The following is a 21185-nucleotide window of genomic DNA, read 5'->3' as shown; positions in this document are numbered from 1 at the left end:
TTTTATTGGACTGTTATTCCAGTTTTAGGGATAAGTGAATTAAATGGTTGAATGGATTTATAGGCTTTATCAATAGAATTTATATGCTCAAATACCAACAGAAGTCGCAGTCCGTTACGGGTCTGCTTTTCCTTTAGTTTGGCAAGGTTGGGATGGGCTTGTACAAATTGCAACACGGCGGTAAAGGAACTGCTTTGGTAAAAATCAGATTGCTGGTCCGCTATAAAATAGCCGATCATCTTGCCCTTCTTCATCACTATTTTCTCCAGGCCAATACTATTTGCTATCCATTTGATGCGGACCGAGTTTAGTAAATCCTCGGCCTGGGTGGGGAGCTCCCCAAATCTGTCGACCAATTCCGTTTCAAATTTTTGTAATCCCTCTTCCTCGGAGACCTGGTTCAGTTCGGTATAGAGGTTTAAGCGTTCGGTTATATTGTTGATATAATCATCAGGGAACAACAATTCAAAATCGGAATCTATTTGCGTTTCCTTGACAAAGACTTTTGGTTTGCCGCCAACTTCTTCGTAAAGCTCCTTAAATTCGTTTTCCTTAAGTTCGTCTATGGCCTCTGCCAATATTTTCTGATAGGCATCAAAGCCAATTTCATTGATAAATCCACTCTGTTCGCCCCCTAGCAAATCGCCTGCACCCCTAATTTCCAGATCCTTCATGGCAATATTGAAACCGCTGCCCAGATCCGTAAATTGTTCCAAGGCCTGAATTCTTTTCCTGGCATCATTGGTCATAACATCATAGGGAGGGGTAATAAAGTAACAGAAAGCCTTTTTATTGCTTCGGCCTACACGTCCTCTCATTTGATGGAGGTCGCTTAGGCCAAAATTATTAGCATTGTTAATAAAAATGGTGTTGGCATTGGTAACGTCCAGACCGCTTTCTACAATGGTGGTGGAAATAAGTACATCGAACTCACCATTCATAAAGGCCAACATAAGGGTTTCCAATTTTTTGCCATCCATTTGCCCGTGGCCGATACCAATTTTGGCATCGGGCACCAGTCTTTGGATCATTCCAGCGACTTCTTTAATATTTTCAATTCTGTTATGGATAAAGAAGACCTGTCCGCCCCGTTGGATTTCGTAGGTGATGGCATCGCGAATGGTTTCTTCGCTGAAACGGATTACCTCGCTTTCTATGGGGTACCTATTGGGCGGAGCCGTGTTGATGACCGATAGGTCCCTAGCCGCCATTAAACTGAATTGAAGCGTTCTTGGGATGGGCGTAGCGGTAAGCGTTAGGACATCTACATTTTCTTTTATAGATTTTAATTTGTCCTTGACCGATACCCCAAATTTTTGTTCCTCATCAACGACCAATAAGCCCAGATCCTTGAACTTCACGTTCTTGTTTACCAACTGATGGGTGCCAATAATGATATCTACCTTACCCGCTGCCAGATTTTCCAAGGTCTCTTTTTTCTCCTTGGCGGTCCTAAAGCGGTTTACATAATCTACGGTTACTGGCATTTCCTTTAAACGCTCCGAAAAGGTCCGGTGGTGTTGAAAGGCCAAAATGGTAGTGGGTACCAATACGGCCACTTGTTTACCATTGTCCACGGCCTTAAAGGCAGCCCTAATGGCCACTTCCGTTTTACCAAAACCAACATCCCCACAAACGAGTCGGTCCATGGGCCTTTCACTTTCCATGTCTTTCTTGATGTCTTCTGTAGACTTGCTTTGGTCAGGAGTATCTTCATAGATAAAGGAAGCCTCCAATTCGTGTTGTAAATAGCTATCCGGTCCGTATTGAAACCCCTTTTCCAATCTTCGCTTGGCATAAAGTTGGATAAGGTCGAAGGCAATTTTTTTAACACGTGACTTGGCCTTGTCCTTGATTTTTTTCCATGCCCCGGAACCTAGTTTGTATATTTTTGGGGGAGCGCCGTCCTTTCCATTGAATTTCGAAATTTTGTGCAGGGAATGTATGCTGACATAAAGAATGTCCCTTTCCCCGTACATTAGCTTTATAGCTTCTTGTTTCTTGCCTTCAACGTCTATCTTTTGTAAGCCCCCAAATTTCCCGATTCCATGGTCTATGTGGGTAACATAGTCCCCAATTTCCAATTTGTTCAGATCCTTTAGGGTAATGGCCTGTTTTTTGGCGTAGCCATTTTTTAAGTGGAATTTTAAATAGCGCTCAAAGATTTGATGGTCCGTATAACAGGCAATCTTTAGATCATTGTCCAAAAAGCCTTGATATAGGGGAAGTACAACAGTTTTATAATGGACTTCCTTTCCCACTTCATCAAAAATATCGTGAAACCTTTTGGCCTGTTGGTCTGTGGCGCAAAAGAGATAATTGGTAAACCCGTTTTTGTAGTTATCGTTAAGGTTTTCTATTAATAAATCGAATTTTTTATTGAAGGATGGTTGTGGTTTTGTATTGAAAACTATGGTTTCCGGATCACTCGAAGTTTTAGTACTTCCATCGATCTCTACAAGGCCAAAATCGGCCAGTTGATGTTTTAATAATTCGGAATTGGTAAACAATTCCTGTGGTTTCGCATGCTTTATTTCCTTGGATAGTTTGGTAAATGCCTCTTCTGCTTTTTCAAAAAATGAATCCAACCTAGCGTAGAGCAAACTAAGGTTCTTGCTAAAGATCAGGGTATTTGGGGATATGTACTTTAGAAAGCTTTCCCGGTTTTCGTCCAGGAACTTGTTTTCCACGTTAGGGATGATGGTAATCTTTTTGACCTTTTGTGTAGACAATTGCGTTTCTACATCAAAGGTTCTGATGCTGTCTACCTCGTCCCCAAAGAATTCAATTCTATAAGGTTCATCGTGGGAAAAGGAAAATACGTCCATAATACCACCACGAACCGAGAATTCTCCTGGCTCCGTTACAAAATCGACCCTTTTAAATTTATATTCGAACAATACCTCATTTAAAAAGTCTAGGGAAAGGGTATCTTCCAGTTTAATTTTTAAGGTATTTTTCTCCAGTTCTTTTCTGGTCACCACCTTTTCAAAAAGCGCATCGGCATAGGTTACGATGATCGCCGGTTTTTTTCTGGAGTTGATACGGTTTAGTACTTCTGCACGCAAAAGCACATTGGCATTGTCCGTTTCCTCAATCTGGTAAGGCCTTCTGTAACTACCGGGGTAAAATAACACATCGTTGTCCCCTAACAGCTGCTCCAGGTCGTTTAAATAATAGGCGGCTTCCTCCTTATCGTTTAAAATAAACAAAAATGGAGCCTCGGATTTATGAAATATTTCTGCAATTACGAAGGACAGGGCAGACCCTGTTAGTCCTTTGATATTCGTTTTAGGTTTTGAGGTCGCAGAGGCGTTATCTTGGAAATCGGCAATAGTAGCCCTCAGTTTTCCCAGTTGGGGAGACTGTGCGAACAGTTGTAACATTGAAGATTTTGTCAACCGTAAATTTTTATGCAAATATAACCCTTGATTATCCTTTTTACAAAAGATGGTAGGGAATTAAAAAATGAATATGTTCTAATTCACCAATTCTATGATTTTGGATACGGTTTCCTTATTGTTAACTCCCAAGCCTTCTTGTTGATAGGCCAATTCCCCTTCTTGGTCAAAAACGCTTATAATGTTGGAATGGGAAAAATCCATAGGGGATATTTTTTTGTAGTTGACCGCCAGTACTGCTGAAAATTCGCGGGTGTCCGCTTCCGAACCTCTTAGAAATACCCATTTTTCCGAGTCCATCTGATTTTCCTTTGCAAATTCTTTTAAGCGCTGTGGCGTATCTGTTTCAGGGTCTATGCTAACAAAAACAAGGGTAACCTTTTCCTTTTTGTCCGCTGGGATTTGCTCTTCTATACCGCGCATGTCCGCAACCAATCTGGGGCATGCCGTTTGACAGGAGGTGTAGATCATGACCATGACCAATACATCTCCTTTTAGTGCCTTCAACTGTATTTCCTCATTGTTCTGATTGGTCCATTTGGATGGTAGGTTATAAATGGATAGCTCAGAAATTTCACCCTCCTCTTTGGTGTTCATTGCCAGAAGCTGCAGGTCCATTTTACAAACGCCACATTTACCAGATTGATCATAGGTCTTGTCGCCCTCGCAATGCATGGGACATTGGTATTTTTCTGCTGTTGTTTTGGTGGAATTGTTTGTATTGCACCCTATAAGATTTATGACCAAAAGGCATAACAATCCGGCGTTGAGAATTTTTTTCATTTCTTTAATAAGTTAGGTTATTATTGTTCGGCCCTTTGGTCTGCACACATCGGAATCCCAAATTTCTTATAGCATAATTAGCTTTTAGACTACCTCTGAAGGCATAGCGCATAAAGGCTGCGTAGTTCATTAAGTCCGATGCCCCAACAGCCGCACTTCCGCAAAATAGATTACTGTCCTTGTCTACATCCTTTCTGGATTCACCAGAAATTAAAACGGAATTAAAGTCCATCGTCCACTCCCATACCAGGCCGTGAAGGTCATAAATTCCCCAATAATTTTTAAAGGTGGAGCCTATGGAATTGTTAAATGTTTTTGGAGCTTCGTACCAATCCAGAATGAGCTGATTGTAGGATTCTTTTTTACGGGCGTCCGGACTATTTTTATCGGCCATAGCCGCGTATTCCCATTCATCTACGGTTGGCAACCTTTTTCCTTGGCATTCGCAATATTTCTTGGCGGCAAACCAAGAAATGTTGGTAACCGCGGCATCCTCGGCTAATTGCGTTCCAAAGGATTCATCACTTTCCCAATTCACCAAATAATTTCCATCTGCAAATAGTCGCTTGACCTTACTTTTTTTCCATTCAGGATATTCCTGAACGAATTCTAAATACTCCTTGTTGGTTACTGGATATACGTCCATAGTAAATTCATCAACGGTGACCGCCGTTGAATCAACGCCGTAAAGCGGAATATAAGTCCCTCCTTTTACGGTAACCATTTGCTCAGCTTGTGCAAAAATGCTACTGGCGGTAATAATACCAAAAAGAGTAAATGCTACTTTTAAGAAGGGACCCATAATTGTCTTTTTATTATTTAATTTTATTTGTTTCTTACGCTTTTGACCATAGACGGCGTTACATCTTTTTTGGTATTGCCCCAACTATTATAAACATAGGTAAGTACATTGGCCACCTCTTCATCTGACAAGGTCTGCGCCGTCATAACACTATTGTATTTTTGTCCGTTTACGGTTATTTCACCTGTTTTTCCATGTAAAACAATGTCTATAGCTCTATTAACATCGGCATTTAAGTAATCCGATTTGGCCAAAGGAGGAAATGCATTGGCAATTCCTTGCCCCTCTCCCTGGTGACAGGCAAAACAGGTCTGCATATAGGTTGCTTTTCCAAATTCCATCTTTTCTTCCAAGGATTTGGCGGGGATTTCAGATTCCACAACGCCATTTGTGGAGGGCATTTTTTGAATTCCACTACCTTCTGGCTGGTAAATACCATCTTCCAGTTCACCAGAATAAATGGTCTTGTTTTTCTCACCTTCCACTTTAAGCATTCCAAGAGCTCCCTTGTTAAAGGCCCTGAATATGGAATGGTCTACCAATATAAAAGTTCCTGGTACATCTACCTTAAATTCAACGATCGCTGCTCCTCCTGCCGGTATTAGGGTAGTTTGGACATTTTCATTGATCATATCCCCACCTTCTACATGTACTTTATCGAATATTTCACCAATAACATGAAAGGATGATACGAGGTTGGGTCCACCATTGCCCACGAACAAACGAATAGTTTCACCTACCTTGGCGGTAAGGGCATTGTCTCCGGTCAAGGCGCCCATTTTTCCATTAAAAACTACATAATCTGCCTTTTCGTCAACTGCTTTTTGCATGTCAAAAGGCTGTAGACCACGGTCACCATTGGCACCTTTGGTGTAAAAATCGCCTTGCATTATATAGTATTCCTTATCCACCAAGGGCAGGCCACCTTCGGGCTCAACCAATATCAATCCATACATTCCGTTGGCTATGTGCATACCTACTGGCGCAGTGGCACAGTGGTACACATAAAGTCCTGGATTTAGGGTTTTAAAGGAAAAAACCTTCTCATGGCCGGGAGCTACAAAGGAGGATTCTGCACCTCCCCCTGGACCGGTAACGGCATGCAGGTCAATATTATGTGGTAATTTATTGTCCGGGTGATTCTTTAGGTGAAATTCAACCTCATCCCCAACCCTTGTTCTAATAAAACTACCTGGCACAGAACCACCAAAGGTCCAGTACACGTATCGCACCCCATTGGTCATTTCTCCTTCCTGTTCCAGGATTTCCATATCCACCTTTAGTAATTTGGCCTTTCTATCCCCAACTGGGGTAGGTACATGGGGCGGAGCGGTTAGTTCTGCGATCATTTCACGATTTGCAGGGATATCTGCTGTGCTTTCGTAAACGATCTTTTCTTTTTTAGCACATGAGAGGATAAGGCTACCCATTCCTGCTACCAGCATTAGGAGAAGGAATACTTTTTTTGTCGATTTTGGATTCATAATATTTTGTTTTGGTTGCATATTGAAAAAATAAAGGACTTTTTTGTCTTTTATAGGGGCAAAAATAATTGCGATTGTCAAATAAAAACATGACAGTTATCATGTTTAAAATTAAGTGTTGAATTAGAGGGTTTTAGAAGCGTCAATTGCAAAAACTAAATCATAACGGGTGTAAAAATGCCTGTCCCAATTAGCATTGGGACATTGTTTTTGTTAGAACTTTTCCTATGAAATTTTTTAGGTCGATTGGTGGAGATACTTCAATGGCCAGTGAAAGCCAAGAGTACAAAATATTTTGCATATCAGAATGCGCATGACAGCGGACTGGGTTTAAAAAGCGGTTAACCTCTATAATCCATTTAAATGCAGACTTCCGATGTCCTAATTACAAATTCCTTAAAAAACGACCTATCTATTTCGGAAAAGTTCACGATATTGAAGCCTGCAAATTGAAATTCAGCGCATAGATCATAAAAAAATATCAATACGAAAATCTATGCTATGCCTTATAGGCCAAGCAGATTTCAATATTGGCGGATTCATAAAAACCAAAATAACCAATGGAAAAAGATGACAAGAAAAAGCTGTGTAGCAGCAATTGGTACGGTCGCACAGGTAAGGACGGTTTTCTTTATATGACCTGGATGAGGAACCAAGGGATTCCCATTAATACTATTGATTGATTATGGATTTTAAGGATAAAGTAGCCATTGTTACAGGAGCGGGGCAGGGTATCGGCCTGGAGATCTGTAAACAGTTGGTGGCCCGAGGGGGCCATGTAATTTTGAATGATTTGGATGCCGCATTAACGAAGGAAGCAGTGGCCGGCATGGATGGTGAAATTGGAAAATGTATTGGTCTTTCTGGGGATTCCAGTGATATGTCCGTAATACAACAAATGGTAGATACGGCAGTTGTAGAATTCGGAAAACTGGATGTGGTGGTAGCCAACGCCGGGATTACCCTCTTCGGGGAATTCCTAAGCTATCCGCCGGAATCATTCTTTGAGGTTATGAAAGTAAATTTGGGGGGGAGCTTCTTTTTGGCACAGGCAGCGGCCAAACAAATGAAAAAACAGGGTTTGGGCGGCTCCATACTTTTTATGTCGTCCGTAACCGGGCATCAGGCACATGAAAACTTAGCGGCCTACGGGATGAGCAAGGCCGCATTGGAAATGTTGGCCAAGAACTTGGTCATAGAGCTATCGCCCTATAAAATAAATGTCAATACCGTGGCTCCTGGGGCTACCTTGACTGAAAGGACCTTGAAGGATAAAGACTATTTCGGGACCTGGGAAAATATAACGCCTATGGGCAGACCTGCATCTGTCAATGATATTGCCCAAGCAGTTTTGTTCATGATCTCCGATAACGCCAAACACATAACGGGACAAAGTTTGGTGATCGATGGGGGTTGGACATCGGTGAGTCCGTCTCCTTATAAAAATTAATGGTCACTTTAAATATTCTTAATACTATAACAATCAATAAATTATTAATAGAATTTAGTAAATATGGGTCCAGAAGTAGTTAGTGGAATTAATTGCGAATTAGGGGAAGGTCCGTTATGGGACAACTCCAGAAAACAGATATGTTGGGTAGATATTTTAAATGGAAATATCCATGAATGGTCTCCCGGGAACGATATTTCCAATACCATTTCGGTAGGGCAAATGATAGGTGCTATGGCTTTTTCAGACAATGGGAATTACATTGCTGCCATGAAGGACGGATTTGGATACGTAAACCGTGAAACGGGGAAAGTCGATATGATAACGAATCCAGAATCGCATTTACCGGAAAACAGGTTTAATGATGGGAAATGTGATCCGGAAGGTCGGTTTTGGGCAGGGACCATGCCCATTGCAGAAGACAAATCCTCTGGTAGCCTTTATGTGCTGGATGCGTCATTAAATGTTGGGAAAAAGGAATCCAACATTAGTGTTTCCAATGGTTTGGCATGGAGTCTGGATCACAAAACAATGTACTTTATAGATTCCCCCACACGCAAAGTAGTGGGCTATGATTATAACAAGGAAAACGGGGGATTGTCCAATAAGAGAACGGTTGTCACTATTGCCGAGAAAGACGGCTTTCCGGATGGCATGACCATAGACAATGAGGGAATGTTATGGGTAGCGCATTGGGGAGGGTGGCAGGTAGCCCGTTATGATCCTGGAACGGGAAAAAAATTATCGGCCATTGCCATGCCTGTATCCCAAGTTACCTCCTGCGCCTTTGGGGGTGAAGCCATGCAAGATCTTTATATTACTTCGGCCAAGAAGGGTCTAAGTAAAGCTGAGCTCGAGAAACAACCCTTGGCAGGGTCCTTATTTGTAGTAAGGAATTGTGGTCATAAGGCACTTCCTTCCAATAAGTTTAAGACTATAAATTAATTCAGGTAACTACCACAATCTATTTTCAAAAATTGCGAATTAAAAAACCAACGAAACCAAATAAATTAGAATGAAAGGATTGGACGTACTGGATTGGGTGGTAATCAGCGCCTATTTTGTGATATTGCTGGGAGTTGCCTGGTGGGTAATAAAGCAAAAACAAAAGAATACCGAGGATTATTTCTTGGCCGGACGAAACATTGGATGGTTTATGGTAGGGGCGTCCATTTTTGCCTCCAACATTGGGTCCGAACATGTAGTGGGATTGGCCGGTAATGGTGCCGGGGATAAAATGCCATTGTTGATATATGAGCTCCATGCCTGGATAGTATTGATGTTGGGGTGGGTATTTCTGCCTTTTTATGCCAGAAGTGGGGTATTCACCATGCCTGAATTTTTGGAAAAGCGTTTCGATGCCCGTTCCAGATGGGTGCTCTCCATAGTTTCATTAATAGCATATATACTTACCAAGGTTTCTGTAACCATCTATGCGGGAGGGGTGGTGGTATCTGCCTTGTTGGGAATTCCTTTTTGGATCGGTGCAGTTGCAACCGTTGCGCTTACCGGACTGTACACTATTTTGGGTGGAATGCGGGCAGTGGTCTATACGGAGACCATACAGGCCATAGTCTTGGTACTTGGGGCCGGAATTTTAAGTTTTATGGGGCTTGAAGCCGTTGGTGGTTGGGGAGAGCTAAAGGTAACCATAGGAGTGGATTATTTTAATATGTGGCGACCCAATTCTGATCCAGATTATCCTTGGCTTCCATTATTTTTGACCAGTACCATTGTTGGAATCTGGTATTGGTGTACAGATCAGGTCATCGTACAACGGGTGCTTACTGCCAAAAGTATCAAGGCCGGTAGGCGCGGAAGTATCTTTGGGGCACTTCTTAAATTGATGCCCGTCTTTCTTTTTCTAATTCCAGGTGTAGTAGCCTTGGGGCTTAAAATGCAAGGGAAATTGGATTGGAACAGTCCGGATGAGGCCTTTCCGGTACTTATGAGCAACCTTCTGCCTTCTGGCCTACGCGGATTGGTAGCTGCAGGATTGCTGGCTGCCTTGATGAGCTCCCTGGCGTCCGTATTTAATTCCTGCTCCACCTTGTTTACCTTGGATATCTATAAAAAACTGAAACCCAATAAACCTGAAGAGGAATTGGTGAAAACTGGGAGGACCGCTACTTTTTTTGTAGTAGGTCTGGGCTTGCTGTGGATTCCCGTGATAACTAGGCTTTCTGATGGATTATATGAATACCTGCAGAACGTGCAGGCCTATATTTCCCCACCGATTACGGCGGTATTCCTGTTGGGGATTTTTTACAAGCGAATAAATGCCAACGGTGCCATTGCTACTTTGGTTGGCGGATTGATCATAGGGTTTTCCAAGCTTACCTTGGAAATTATGAAATCCAGTTTTTCCGAAGGAAGTTTTCTATTCAACCTTGCCGATGTAAACTGGTTGGTATTTGCAGCCTATTTCTTTGCCCTTTGTGTGGCCATAGCGGTTATTGTGAGCATGTTTTATCCTGCTCCTTCGGCAGCACAATTGTCCGGACTAACTTTTGGTACGGTTACGGCCAAACAGAAAGCGGACAACAAGTTGAGCTATACTATTTGGGATATAGTGGCTTCGGTCTTGGTGGTGCTCATTGTGCTGTATATCATGATATCATTTAGTACGCTTTCCTTGTAGCGATGATTGATACCTGTTTATAGCCCTAATTTAACCTAGTTTTTCCCTAAAAAAATCGATGGTACGTCCCCAGGCCAATTCGGCCGCTTCCCGGTCGTACCTCGGTGTGGTATCATTATGAAAACCGTGGTTTGCCTTAGGGTATATATAGGCCTTGAACTCCTTGCCATACTTTTTTAAGGCTTCTTCGTAGGCTGGCCACCCTTCATTGACTCTTGTATCCAGTTCCCCAAAATGGAGCATTAAGGGAGCATTTATTTTATCGATATCTTCTGTTGGCTGCCCCCCGTAAAAAGGAACGGAAGCCCCTAAATTGGGAATCTTTACCGCCATCATATTGGAAATCCAGCCGCCAAAACAAAATCCTACCACTCCAACTTTGCCGGAGCATTCCGGGTGGGCTTTCAAATATTCAAAGGCAGCAATAAAATCTTCCAACATCTCATCGCGGTTTCGTTTGCTTTGCAATTCACGGCCATCATCGTCATTGCCGGGATAACCCCCAAGAGGTGTCAAGGCATCTGGGGCCAAAGAGATGAATCCTGCAAGGCCTGCCCTGCGCCCAACATCTTCGATATGGGGATTTAATCCCCGGTTTTCGTGCACTACGATTATTCCTGGAAGCTTTGTCTTGGCGTCTGCCGGTCTAGACAACAAACCCTTTATGGAACCTCCGCCCTTTGGTGAATCATAATGAATATATTCCGATTTTAATTTTGGATCATTAGGTTTTATCTGGATTTTTTTTACGTAATCAGGAGAAATAAAGCTAAGGAGGGAAGCTACGGTAAGCCCCCCAACGGCATAGGTGGATAATTTATCCATAAACAACCTTCTACTTACCCTGTTGTGGGCATAGTCATCATAGAGGTCAAAAACCTCCTGTTTAATGTCTTCTTTTTTCAATGGTTTCATGGGCGTTGATTTATGGTTGAACTCGCTTTGTATTTATTAGATTTCATCAGGTCCGATTCAAAATAGTCGCACGTCACATATGGGGCGTATGCAAGGAGATTCTTTTGAAAAGGTTTTCCTGTTCTTCAAGGGCATTATTCAATGTTAATAATAGTAAAATGATGCTCTAGAATAGCAGTACTTACTAAAAGTATGAAATTAGTTTTAACTTTTATAGGGATTTATGAAGGTAGGCCAATTTTCCTATTTTCATAATGCAAAAAATTATTGGACTTAGGGGGGCAATTAATTAATATTAGCTTTTTGGTTTTAAAAAAATGAACTTGGGCATGTCAAGTTTAATCGAAGCTTAGAAGGCGATTTTTTTTATAAGAATAAAATTAAAAATGATTGGTGAGGTCTAATTTTACTTATATTTGATTTTCAGTTTATTGCCAAACTGGATCATTAAAACTTTCCCCCAAATAGCTTGATTGTGCATAGACCGGTGATTGTATCCCAACACTGGATTTAACTTTAATAGCCTTAAATTTGCTTAAACGATTACTATTAAAATTTGTCAAATACTACCTCCCAATTCTAATATTGAGTGTTTTGGCGGTTTTGTGGCTATATAAAATGGAGCACGAAAAGCTGATTTCCTTACAGCAAGAAGAACTCTCCAATAAAAAGCAACTCATCGTTGAACTTTTAAAACCCATGATAGCCAATCTCTATTATTGGGAACAATATGGTTTTAGCGAAAGCGATTTTGACCCTGACAAGAATGCCCATTTAGATGAGAAAATAGGGGATTTTGTGATTGGGATGGATAGTTATAATCAGTTCAGACTTATTGATTTGTCTGGAAAGGAGGTATATAGAATTAATAGACAGGATAATGGTAAAATAGTAAAGAGTCTAGCTCTCCAGGATAAGTCTAATAGGAATTATTATCAGGAGACTACAGACCTCAATAAAAGTCAGATTTATTTGTCCCCATTAAATCTAAATCAAGAAAACGGGATATTGGAATTCCCTTATAAGCCAATGATTCGTGGGGTTGCCCCTATATTTGATGCACAAGGAACCAAGTTGGGAACAGTAGTTATTAATTTTAGTGCAGAAAGGTTTCTGGAACTACTTAAAAAAGACAATCATTATTCCTTTATGCTATTGGACCGTTTTGGCAATTACCTTGTAAGTAAGGACAGTATAAAGGAGTTTTCACATTTAATCCCCAGCAGTCGAGATATAACGTTCCAAGAGGAATACCCTGAGTTGGTGGATACGCTGGGAAGGGCAGAAACTACATCGTTGTTGCATAAAGGGGATCTGTGGATTAAAACCGAATTGGATTTTAAAACCGAACTTGCCCAAACTCCCTTATTTCAACACAAATTTGCGGACATTAAGACCAACAATAAATGGGTGCTTATAAAACATCTGGATTCCGCTACTTTAAATGCCAGGCTCAAAAGTGAGATCTTTTCAATATTCCTTATCAATCTATTGGCAATAGCTGTTATTTTATGCCTGTCTTATCTGGAAGCAAAAAGTGATACCTCCAAAAGGAAGTATATGCTGGCGCTTGAAAAAATGAACAAGGAGTTGGAGAGCAAAAGCAACGAGCTGGAAAATAAGAACAACACCTTGGCGACCATACAGAATAAGTTAGAGCTGCGCAATGCCCAACTTTTGGAGTATAATAATATTGTTGCCCACAATTTAAGAGCTCCCACTACAAGTATTTCTGCTTTGGTGTCCATGTTAAAGGAAGCCAAGGATTATGAAGAGGCCAAAAGTTATTTTCCTAAATTGCAAAAAGTTACCCAAGCTATTAACACCCTGGTGGATGATCTTTTGATCTATGTTAGGATTCTCAACGATGATGACCAGGTTAAAATGGAAGACATAGCATTGGAACCTTTAATAGCGGCCACCTTGGATCTGTATGTTGAGACTTTGGACAAAGAGACCATAGAGGTGAAGACAGATTTTAGCGCATGGGAAGAAATAAAGTTTTCAAAGATCTATCTACAGAGTGTAATTCAGAATTTAATTTCCAATGCCATAAAGTACCGGGATCCCAATAGAAAGTCGGTGATAGCTGTCCGAACTTCATGGGAGAACGACAAGAAAGTTTTGGTAGTGGAAGACAATGGAGTGGGGGTGGATCTGAGTCGCTATGGCAGTGATATATTTAAATTATATAAAAGATTTCATCGTGGACTATCCGGAAAAGGTATGGGTTTGTTTCTGGTTAAAACGCAATTGGAATCGTTGAACGCCAATATTGAAGTAAGTAGTGAATTGGGAAAGGGAACCGCATTTAAAATAATATTTAGCAACTATGAATAACCTAAGTTTTCTTCTAATCGATGACGATGAGATTTTTCAGTTTATAATGAAGAATACCATTGCTGAAATAAGTCCGGATATTAAGATAAAGTTTTTTTCCGATGGTGAAAAGGGAATTGATTTCCTTAAACAGAATCTGGGTGCAGCCACCAATCTTCCGGATATTATCCTATTGGACGTGAACATGCCATTTATGGACGGATGGGAGTTTTTAAATGAATATAAGTCACTCCAGACCGAAATAAAAAAGGATATCAATATATACCTGCTAACATCATCCAATAATCCAAGTGATATAGCTATGGCAAAAGAAATTAGTGAGCTTTCGGGTTATTTGGTAAAACCAATATCGAAGGAGGGAATCAAAAACCTGATTGGTCATTTACCTACAAGTGAGTGGTATCATAATCAATATTAGATGGTAAAACCTGCTAGGAGTCTGTTCCAATATCGGTACATTTCCCGGAGAAAAAACTCCAAGATCATTGAGCACATTGGATAACTTAATGATATTGTTTAAACAGACGGCCCGCTTTGGGTATTACATAGCGGCTTGTATATCTACCGCTACTTTAAGCTTGCTCTTGCCGCTTCCGTACACTACACCTTTTAAAGGGGGTACGTCATAGTAGTCCCTGCCCCAACCTACCACAATATGTTGGTCCATGGGGATTAGATTATTGGTGGGGTCAAAATCTACCCATCCAAAACCGGGTATAAATATAGAGAACCAGGCATGGGAAGCATCTGCTCCTACCAATTTCTCTTTGCCCTTAGGGGGTACCGTTTCTATATAGCCGCTAACATACCTGGCGGGCAGTCCTACAGACCGGATGCAGGCAATGGCTATTTGGGCAAAGTCTTGGCAAACCCCTTTTTTTTCCTTCATTACTTCTGCAACTGGTGTGGAAATGCTGGTAAACCCTGATACAAACTGAAAATCGGTATAAATACGTTGCATCAATTCAAAGGCGGCATCAAAAACTGACCGATTTCTTTTAAAGGAGACCTCGGCATAATCCCGTATATTATTATCCGCACGTCCAATAAATATAGATTCCAGGATGTATTGTCTAGCATCCAATATGTCAGGGTCCGTACTTCTTAACGCCAAAAGGGTTTGGTCCAAGGTAATTCCCCTACATACCTCGGAAAAAAAAGAATCCTGGAACTGGGCATAATCCCGTACTATTTTACTTTTTGTTGTTACTTTTAATTCTATATGTTCTGTCTGTATCGAAAACCGCGTAATATAATTTCCAAAATAATCTATGCGTTCCGAAATTTCTGCCGGCTGTGGTGTTATCTGTATTTTATAATCCAATAATTGCTGGCCTTTGGATTCCCTTGGCCTCAGCGTAGCAATATTGTGACAATAAATTACCGGAGCATTGTATTCGTACTTGGTAGTATGTTTAACGTTAAAAATCATTTCAAAAAGGAAAGGATTGGGTGACCAATTGATTTTGTTTGTCCGTATGGTTAAAATAGGTGCTGCTTATGGATTGCGATGTTCTGTATAATAGTTCTGAGAGATTTTCCAACAACTCATCCAGGTCCTCCCTGAAATAATCGGTTTCGGATTTAGTTTTTACCAAATTGGAAGACTCTGCCAATCGCAATTTGGAGAAAGCGTCGAAAACATATTTTTGATAATTGCTTAAGTTGTTATCCTTTCGGGAATGCGGTAAACGTGCAATGTCTTTTTGGATCCTGTTCAACATAAATGTCAAGGACCTTGGGTATTCCAAGTCCAATACTACAAGGTCCAATAAGTGCTCCAATTGAATGTGGGACCTGTAGCTGTATCTGTAAATATTAAGGCTTTCGTGACTGGTCAACAAATATTCCAAGAGATCGTACTCTACCTGTTCCTCGTATTTAATGGTAAGCAGGGATCGACATTTGGTTATGGTCAACATGCTTTGTTCCAATTGGAGGCCAATAAAATATAGTAGTAATCCCTGTTGTACTAAAATACTCTCCTCTATAAGGCCCATAAACGCTATTAAACGGGTGATAAGTTGGTTGAGTACTTTTAAGATTTTGTTTATGGAACGATCCTGACCTTCTTCAAAGGATTGCCAAATTTTTTGAATATTTTCGAAAACCCGCCACATATCCGAAGACCACAAATTCCGTATGGAATAATAGGAATTGCCGAACATGGCAAGGTTATGCGCTAGACTTCCGGGTCTGTCCTTATCCAATATTACGGATAACATTTCCTGCATTGGGTCTTCCATAGCCATTTTTCCGTCTGGGCTTTTTTCGGCGAAGCCAGGATAGGTGCCCGTTAAGTGGGTAACTGCTTTAAAGAGGACCTGAAGTTTAACAGAATCTGGTTTTTCATTTTTGTTCTGCACCAAGGCCATTTGCCGCATAACCATGCGTAAAAAACGGGCGTTGACCAAAGTTCGGCCTACATAACGCCCTGCCCAATACAAGTTCTCGGCGGTAAGACTTGGCAGATCGTTTAAACCGGATGCGGCCAAGGAACTCCTTTTTTGCCAGTGCCTGGTTATGTCTTCCTTTACCGGGCCGTCTTCCAAAACCCAAAAATCCTTACTTGTGCCACCCCTTTGGTTGGATACCCTAATGGTTTCCCTGTCCGGAGCTACACGTACCAGCCCACCGGGCATCACACTGTAGTCGTTGTTCGATGCTATGCAAAAGGTACGGGTTACCAGGTTTCGGGATTCAATAGTTCCATCAACTAGATTTGGAGCCGTAGAAAAGCTTATTTTCTCCTGTGCCACAAATCGATAAGGCGTTAGTTCAATTTCCCTTTTTAGGTCATTTAACTGCTGCGTGGTCATAAACTCAGCAAAATGGATACTTTCCCTGTTGGTCCTGTCTATTCTTTTGATCACCAATTGGGATAAGTTATTCAATACAAATTTTCTTTCCTGCTCCTGTCCGCACCACCAGGATGCTATTTGTGGTAGGATCAAATCCTCGTTTAGAAGGTATCTGGCTATAGCCGGCATAAAAGGAATTAGGCCTGGGTTTTCTATTACCCCGCTACCCACTGGGTTTATAATGGAAACATTTTTTCTGCGCACTACATCCAATAATCCTGCAACGCCCAATTGGGAATCCTCCCTTAGTTCCAGGGGATCTGTAAATGCGTCGTCTACCCTACGTAAAATAACGTCTATCTGTTTAAGTCCTTTTAAGGATTTCATCCATACAAAACCGTCCCTTACCACCAGGTCGTTCCCTTGTACCAATGGGTAGCCCAGGAAGGAGGAGAGATAGGCATGCTCAAAATAGGTTTCATTGTGCGATCCCGGGGTCAATATGGCAATATTGGGATTATCTTTTTTTATAGGGGACGCATCAACGAGCATCTGGTTAAATTCCTTAAAGAAACCGGAAAGTCGCTTTACGTTCATTTTGGCATAGATTTCTGGGAGAATTCTATTGGTAGTAGACCGATTCTCCAAAGCGTACCCCATTCCGGAAGGTGCTTCTGCACGGTCGTTCACTACCCATAGTCTACCGTCCGTTCCACGCGAAAGATCTGCCGCATAAATGGAAAGAAATTTTTCCGTGCTGTATTCAATGCCGCTACATTGTCTTAAAAATCCACGATGCCCGTGAATTACTTCGTGTGGCACAATGCCGTTTTTTATGAGATTGCCTTCGCCGTAAATATCCTTTAAGACCAAATTTAAAAGCTGTGCACGTTGTTTTAAACCGTTCTCTACCGTTTTCCATTCGGCCTGGCGGAGTAAAAAGGGTACAACGTTCAGGTTCCATGGGCGGTGCATTCCCTGCGGGTCATTGTAGACATTGTAGGTAACGCCGTTTTCTGAAAGTAGCCAATCTATATCCCTTTGGCGGGCCATTAATCCGTCGTAACCCAATTTATCAAATTCCGTGAGAAGTTTGTTCCAATAAGGTTTTACACCATTTTGTGGTGTAAACATTTCATCATTCTTATATTCGGTAATATAATTACTTAACCAGCTGGTACTTGTTATTGGCATAATAATTTATGAATTACTTCTTCCGCAAATCCAGCACATGTGGATATTCGGGATTTATAGGTATTTCTTTGTATACAAATGTATTGGAAGCAGGCTTAGGTTCTACCATCCTACCACTAAAATTTGTTGTAGGGCCCATTTCCATCGGTGTTGCTTCACCCTGTGAGTGCCCAAAATCCCAAAATCGGTTAATTCTCCTTGATTCTGCCTCATAACTATTTACTGGGTAGGTATCATAAGAACGTCCGCCTGGATGAGCTACGAAATAGGTGCATCCACCAATGGATTTTTTGTTCCACATATCTACAATATCAAAGACCAGAGGCACATCTACCCCAATGGTGGGGTGAAGCGCAGACCAAGGTTCCCATGCTTTATAGCGGACCCCCGCTACATATTCGCCTTTAATACCAGTAGGGCTCAATATTATTTTTACACCGTTACAGGTTAGGCTGTAACGCTCTTCCGTAAAGTTTTTCACTTTTATCTGTACCCTTTCCAAGGAGGAATCTACGTATCGTGCCGTTCCCCTGCCTGACATTTCTTCGCCCAATACGTTCCAGGGTTCTATGGCCATGCGGAGTTCTATCTGCATGGAATTGATCTCTATCATACCGTATAAGGGAAACCTGAATTCAAAAAATGGGTCGAACCAATCCAATTTAAAGGGGTAACCGGCATCATTTAATTGTGAAACGATATCCCTAAGATCTTCTTTTACATAATGTTCCAACAAGAATTTATCATGTAATTCCGTACCCCAACGCACCAGATTATGTTTGTAAGGCTTTTTCCAAAACCAAGAGACCAAAGTACGTACCAGTAGCATTTGCATGAGGCTCATCTGTGCGTGTGGTGGCATGTCAAAAGCTCTCAACTCCAAGATTCCCAATCTACCCGAGGAGGAATCAGGGGAATATAATTTATCTATACAGAACTCGGCACGGTGGGTATTTCCTGTAATATCGGTCAATAAATGGCGGAATAATCGGTCCGTTAACCAAAAAGGCACCTCTTTATCTTCTGGAATTTGGGAAAAGGCAATTTCCAATTCGTAGAGATTTTCCAATCGCGCCTCATCTACACGTGGTGCCTGACTGGTAGGGCCTATGAACGCTCCAGAGAACAAATAGGAAAGCCCTGGGTGGTGCTGCCAAAATGTAAGTAGGCTACGCAAGAGTTGCGGATTTCGAAGTAAGGGACTATCCGCGGGAGTGATTCCTCCCAAAGTAACATGGTTGCCTCCTCCTGTGCCCGTATGCTTGCCATCGAGCATAAATTTTTCTGTCCCTAAACGAGATTTTTTTGCTTCTTCATATAACTTCAAGGTATTGTCTGTAAGCTCTTGCCAATTTTTGGCGGGATGAACATTTACCTCAATAACGCCTGGATCCGGAGTAATTTTCAGAACTTCCAAACGGTTGTCCCTAGGAGGCTCATATCCCTCCAATATTACCGGAATTTCCAGTTCCTTGGCAGTTGCCTCAATACTTGCAATTAAATCCAAAAAGTCCTCCGCACTATTCAGAGGGGGTAGGAAAAGGAATAATTTATCGTCCCGTACCTCGGCGCAGAGGGCTGTACGGACAAAAGGTTGTTTTTTGGTGGATGATCTTGACGTTTTGGAATTGATACGCTCCTGAAGGTCTTTTCCATAAGCTTTTAATCCTGGCCTATCTTCGAACAGTTCGGGTTCCGCAGTAGGTTCTGATGGTACTTCCGGTTCTTTGGGCAAGGATTCCAGGGGAAGTCGTAGTCCAATCGGGGAATTTCCAGGGGTTAGAAATAGATGTTTGCCCCTAAACTCCCAGGTATTTGTAATCCAGTGGTCATTACTTTTAGCCAAAGGCAATATATGGCCTACGGTTTTGCCAATACCCTGTTCCAACACTTCCCCCAACTTTCGCCTTAATGCGGTGTCCTCTTTTTTGTAATCTTTTGGCTCCACATCTACCGGCAATTTGCCTTCTTCCCACAAAAAGTAGAAAGCATCTTCAAATGCCGGAATTATACTTTCATCGGGACAGTCCAAATACTTGGTCAATGTCTTTAGGAAAGTGTCCGTAATATCTTTTGGGATGGTATAGGTCTTTGTAAAGGAGGCCAGCCATTTGGGTTCTTTCCATATGGATTCCCCATCTTTTCGCCAATGAATACCAATAAGCCAACGTGGCAATGGTTCCCCCGGATACCATTTGCCCTGGGCATGGTGCAACATTCCACCTTTGCCAAAGGCATCCAATAGCCTGAGTGAAAGGGAACTCGCCAATTCCCGTTTGTGTTCCCCATCTGCTGCGGTATTCCATTCTTCCGCTTCCATATCATCTATGGAAACAAAGGTAGGTTCCCCACCCATAGTTAATCTTACATCATTTAGCTGAAGTTCCTCTTCTACGGCAAAGCCTAAATTATAAATGGCTTTCCATTGATCTTCGGTATAAGGTTTGGTTACTCGGGGCGACTCAAAAATCCGGGTTACGGAGTTGTCGAACTCAAATTCCGTTTCACAGGGGTCCGTTAATCCGTATACCGGTGCGGCACTTTCAAAGGAAGGTGTACAGGCCAAGGGGATATGGCCTTCCCCTGCCAAAAGCCCTGAGGTGGCATCCAACCCTATCCAGCCCGCGCCGGGCAAATATACTTCTGCCCAAGCATGGAGGTCGGTAAAGTCCTCTTCTGGGCCGGAAGGACCGTCCAAGGATTTTTCATCCGACTTTAACTGTACCAAATATCCCGATACAAAACGGGCCGCCAATCCCAAATGTCGTAACGTCTGAACCAAAAGCCAAGCAAAATCCCTACAAGAACCCAACTTCCTGTCCAGGGTTTCTTCACAGGTCTGTACACCCGGCTCCATACGGATGGTGTAGTTGAGGTAGGTGTACAATTTTTGATTGAGGCCAATTAGAAAATCAATGCTCCGCATCGGAGTTAAGTCCAGCTTTTCCAACCATTCCTGTAGCAACGGACCCTTTTCCGTTACTTCCAAATAGGGGAGAAGCTCTTTCTTTAAATCTTCAGAATAGGTGAACGGAAAATTCTCAACGGCTTCCTCTACAAAAAAATCAAAGGGGTTAATGGTCTTTAAATCCGCAATAATTTCTACCTCTACCGAGAGTTCTGCTGTTTTTTCCGGAAAAACAATGCGGGCCAAGTAATTGCCAAAAGGGTCTTGCTGCCAATTGAAAAAATGATTTTCAGGCTTAATTTTTATGGAATATGCCTCTATGGGCGTTCGGCTATGTGGTGCGGGCCTTAACCTAAAAATATGTGGTGAAAGGTTTACCCTTCTGTCATACTTGTAAACGGTTTTATGGGAAATTGCTACTTTTAATGCCATGGACAATCAAATTTTCAATATGCCCTAAGATAAG

General features: G+C 41.8%; 13 protein-coding genes. 5 read left to right on the top strand and 8 right to left on the bottom strand.

Going from position 1 to position 21185, the window contains the following annotated elements:
* Positions 1-2 precede the first annotated feature (2 nt).
* From mfd to nirK, 4 genes are all read right to left on the bottom strand, one after another.
* Positions 3-3386, bottom strand: a complete 3384-nt coding sequence (gene mfd / locus BUA60_RS00550; protein ID WP_394333310.1) for a transcription-repair coupling factor — start codon at positions 3384-3386, stop codon at positions 3-5.
* Between the two features lie 93 nt (positions 3387-3479).
* Positions 3480-4184, bottom strand: a complete 705-nt coding sequence (locus BUA60_RS00545) for an SCO family protein (protein WP_084532437.1) — start codon at positions 4182-4184, stop codon at positions 3480-3482.
* A 4-nt stretch (positions 4185-4188) separates the two neighbouring features.
* Complete coding sequence (locus BUA60_RS00540; protein ID WP_072859817.1) at positions 4189-4986, bottom strand: formylglycine-generating enzyme family protein; 798 nt, start codon at positions 4984-4986, stop codon at positions 4189-4191.
* Between the two features lie 23 nt (positions 4987-5009).
* A complete protein-coding gene (nirK, locus tag BUA60_RS00535) occupies positions 5010-6431 on the bottom strand; it encodes a copper-containing nitrite reductase (protein WP_394333314.1) in 1422 nt (473 codons plus the stop codon).
* 724 nt (positions 6432-7155) lie between these two features.
* Between nirK and BUA60_RS00530 the strand changes: the two genes are divergently transcribed.
* The 3 genes from BUA60_RS00530 (at position 7156) to BUA60_RS00520 (ending at position 10561) form a co-directional block, all read left to right on the top strand.
* Positions 7156-7920 (top strand): SDR family NAD(P)-dependent oxidoreductase, encoded by a 765-nt coding sequence (locus tag BUA60_RS00530; protein ID WP_072859816.1) that lies wholly within the window; start codon positions 7156-7158, stop codon positions 7918-7920.
* Positions 7921-7983: 63 nt separating this feature from the next.
* A complete protein-coding gene (locus tag BUA60_RS00525; protein WP_072859815.1) occupies positions 7984-8865 on the top strand; it encodes an SMP-30/gluconolactonase/LRE family protein in 882 nt (293 codons plus the stop codon).
* A 70-nt stretch (positions 8866-8935) separates the two neighbouring features.
* Positions 8936-10561 carry a sodium:solute symporter gene (locus BUA60_RS00520; RefSeq protein WP_072859814.1) on the top strand — a complete coding sequence of 542 codons (1626 nt, stop codon included), beginning with the start codon at positions 8936-8938 and terminating at the stop codon, positions 10559-10561.
* 30 nt (positions 10562-10591) lie between these two features.
* Here BUA60_RS00520 and BUA60_RS00515 read toward each other — a convergent pair whose 3' ends face one another.
* On the bottom strand, positions 10592-11476 hold the full coding sequence (locus BUA60_RS00515; RefSeq protein WP_072859813.1) for a dienelactone hydrolase family protein: 885 nt from the start codon (positions 11474-11476) through the stop codon (positions 10592-10594).
* Positions 11477-12094: 618 nt separating this feature from the next.
* Here BUA60_RS00515 and BUA60_RS00510 point away from each other — a divergent pair.
* Complete coding sequence (locus BUA60_RS00510) at positions 12095-13816, top strand: sensor histidine kinase (protein ID WP_072859812.1); 1722 nt, start codon at positions 12095-12097, stop codon at positions 13814-13816.
* Complete coding sequence (locus tag BUA60_RS00505) at positions 13809-14234, top strand: response regulator (RefSeq protein ID WP_072859811.1); 426 nt, start codon at positions 13809-13811, stop codon at positions 14232-14234. Before BUA60_RS00510 ends, BUA60_RS00505 begins: the two co-directional genes overlap by 8 nt.
* A gap of 123 nt (positions 14235-14357) precedes the next feature.
* Here BUA60_RS00505 and BUA60_RS00500 read toward each other — a convergent pair whose 3' ends face one another.
* Genes BUA60_RS00500 through BUA60_RS00490 form a run of 3 tightly spaced genes read right to left on the bottom strand, consistent with a single transcriptional unit; the run spans position 14358 to position 21151 of the window.
* Entirely contained in the window at positions 14358-15248 is an 891-nt protein-coding gene (locus tag BUA60_RS00500; RefSeq protein ID WP_072859810.1) for a transglutaminase family protein, read from the bottom strand.
* Between the two features lies 1 nt (position 15249).
* A complete protein-coding gene (locus tag BUA60_RS00495; protein ID WP_072859809.1) occupies positions 15250-17811 on the bottom strand; it encodes a circularly permuted type 2 ATP-grasp protein in 2562 nt (853 codons plus the stop codon).
* 13 nt (positions 17812-17824) lie between these two features.
* Positions 17825-21151 carry a transglutaminase family protein gene (locus BUA60_RS00490; RefSeq protein WP_072859808.1) on the bottom strand — a complete coding sequence of 1109 codons (3327 nt, stop codon included), beginning with the start codon at positions 21149-21151 and terminating at the stop codon, positions 17825-17827.
* Positions 21152-21185: the final 34 nt, after the last annotated feature.

Origin of the sequence: Arenibacter palladensis (assembly GCF_900129275.1) — a bacterium.
GTDB classification, from domain to species: domain Bacteria; phylum Bacteroidota; class Bacteroidia; order Flavobacteriales; family Flavobacteriaceae; genus Arenibacter; species Arenibacter palladensis.
Note: the sequence above shows the minus strand (reverse complement) of the source record. Positions and strands in the feature narration are given on the sequence as shown.

Coding starts and splice junctions, on each gene's coding strand:
- BUA60_RS00545 (WP_084532437.1), bottom strand. CDS start 4,184: ATGAAAAAAATTCTCAACGCCGGATTGTTATGCCTTTTGGTCATAAAT.
- BUA60_RS00510 (WP_072859812.1), top strand. CDS start 12,095: ATGGAGCACGAAAAGCTGATTTCCTTACAGCAAGAAGAACTCTCCAAT.
- BUA60_RS00515 (WP_072859813.1), bottom strand. CDS start 11,476: ATGAAACCATTGAAAAAAGAAGACATTAAACAGGAGGTTTTTGACCTC.
- BUA60_RS00490 (WP_072859808.1), bottom strand. CDS start 21,151: ATGGCATTAAAAGTAGCAATTTCCCATAAAACCGTTTACAAGTATGAC.
- BUA60_RS00530 (WP_072859816.1), top strand. CDS start 7,156: ATGGATTTTAAGGATAAAGTAGCCATTGTTACAGGAGCGGGGCAGGGT.
- BUA60_RS00520 (WP_072859814.1), top strand. CDS start 8,936: ATGAAAGGATTGGACGTACTGGATTGGGTGGTAATCAGCGCCTATTTT.
- nirK (WP_394333314.1), bottom strand. CDS start 6,431: ATGCTGGTAGCAGGAATGGGTAGCCTTATCCTCTCATGTGCTAAAAAA.
- BUA60_RS00525 (WP_072859815.1), top strand. CDS start 7,984: ATGGGTCCAGAAGTAGTTAGTGGAATTAATTGCGAATTAGGGGAAGGT.
- mfd (WP_394333310.1), bottom strand. CDS start 3,386: ATGTTACAACTGTTCGCACAGTCTCCCCAACTGGGAAAACTGAGGGCT.
- BUA60_RS00540 (WP_072859817.1), bottom strand. CDS start 4,986: ATGGGTCCCTTCTTAAAAGTAGCATTTACTCTTTTTGGTATTATTACC.
- BUA60_RS00500 (WP_072859810.1), bottom strand. CDS start 15,248: ATGATTTTTAACGTTAAACATACTACCAAGTACGAATACAATGCTCCG.
- BUA60_RS00495 (WP_072859809.1), bottom strand. CDS start 17,811: ATGCCAATAACAAGTACCAGCTGGTTAAGTAATTATATTACCGAATAT.
- BUA60_RS00505 (WP_072859811.1), top strand. CDS start 13,809: ATGAATAACCTAAGTTTTCTTCTAATCGATGACGATGAGATTTTTCAG.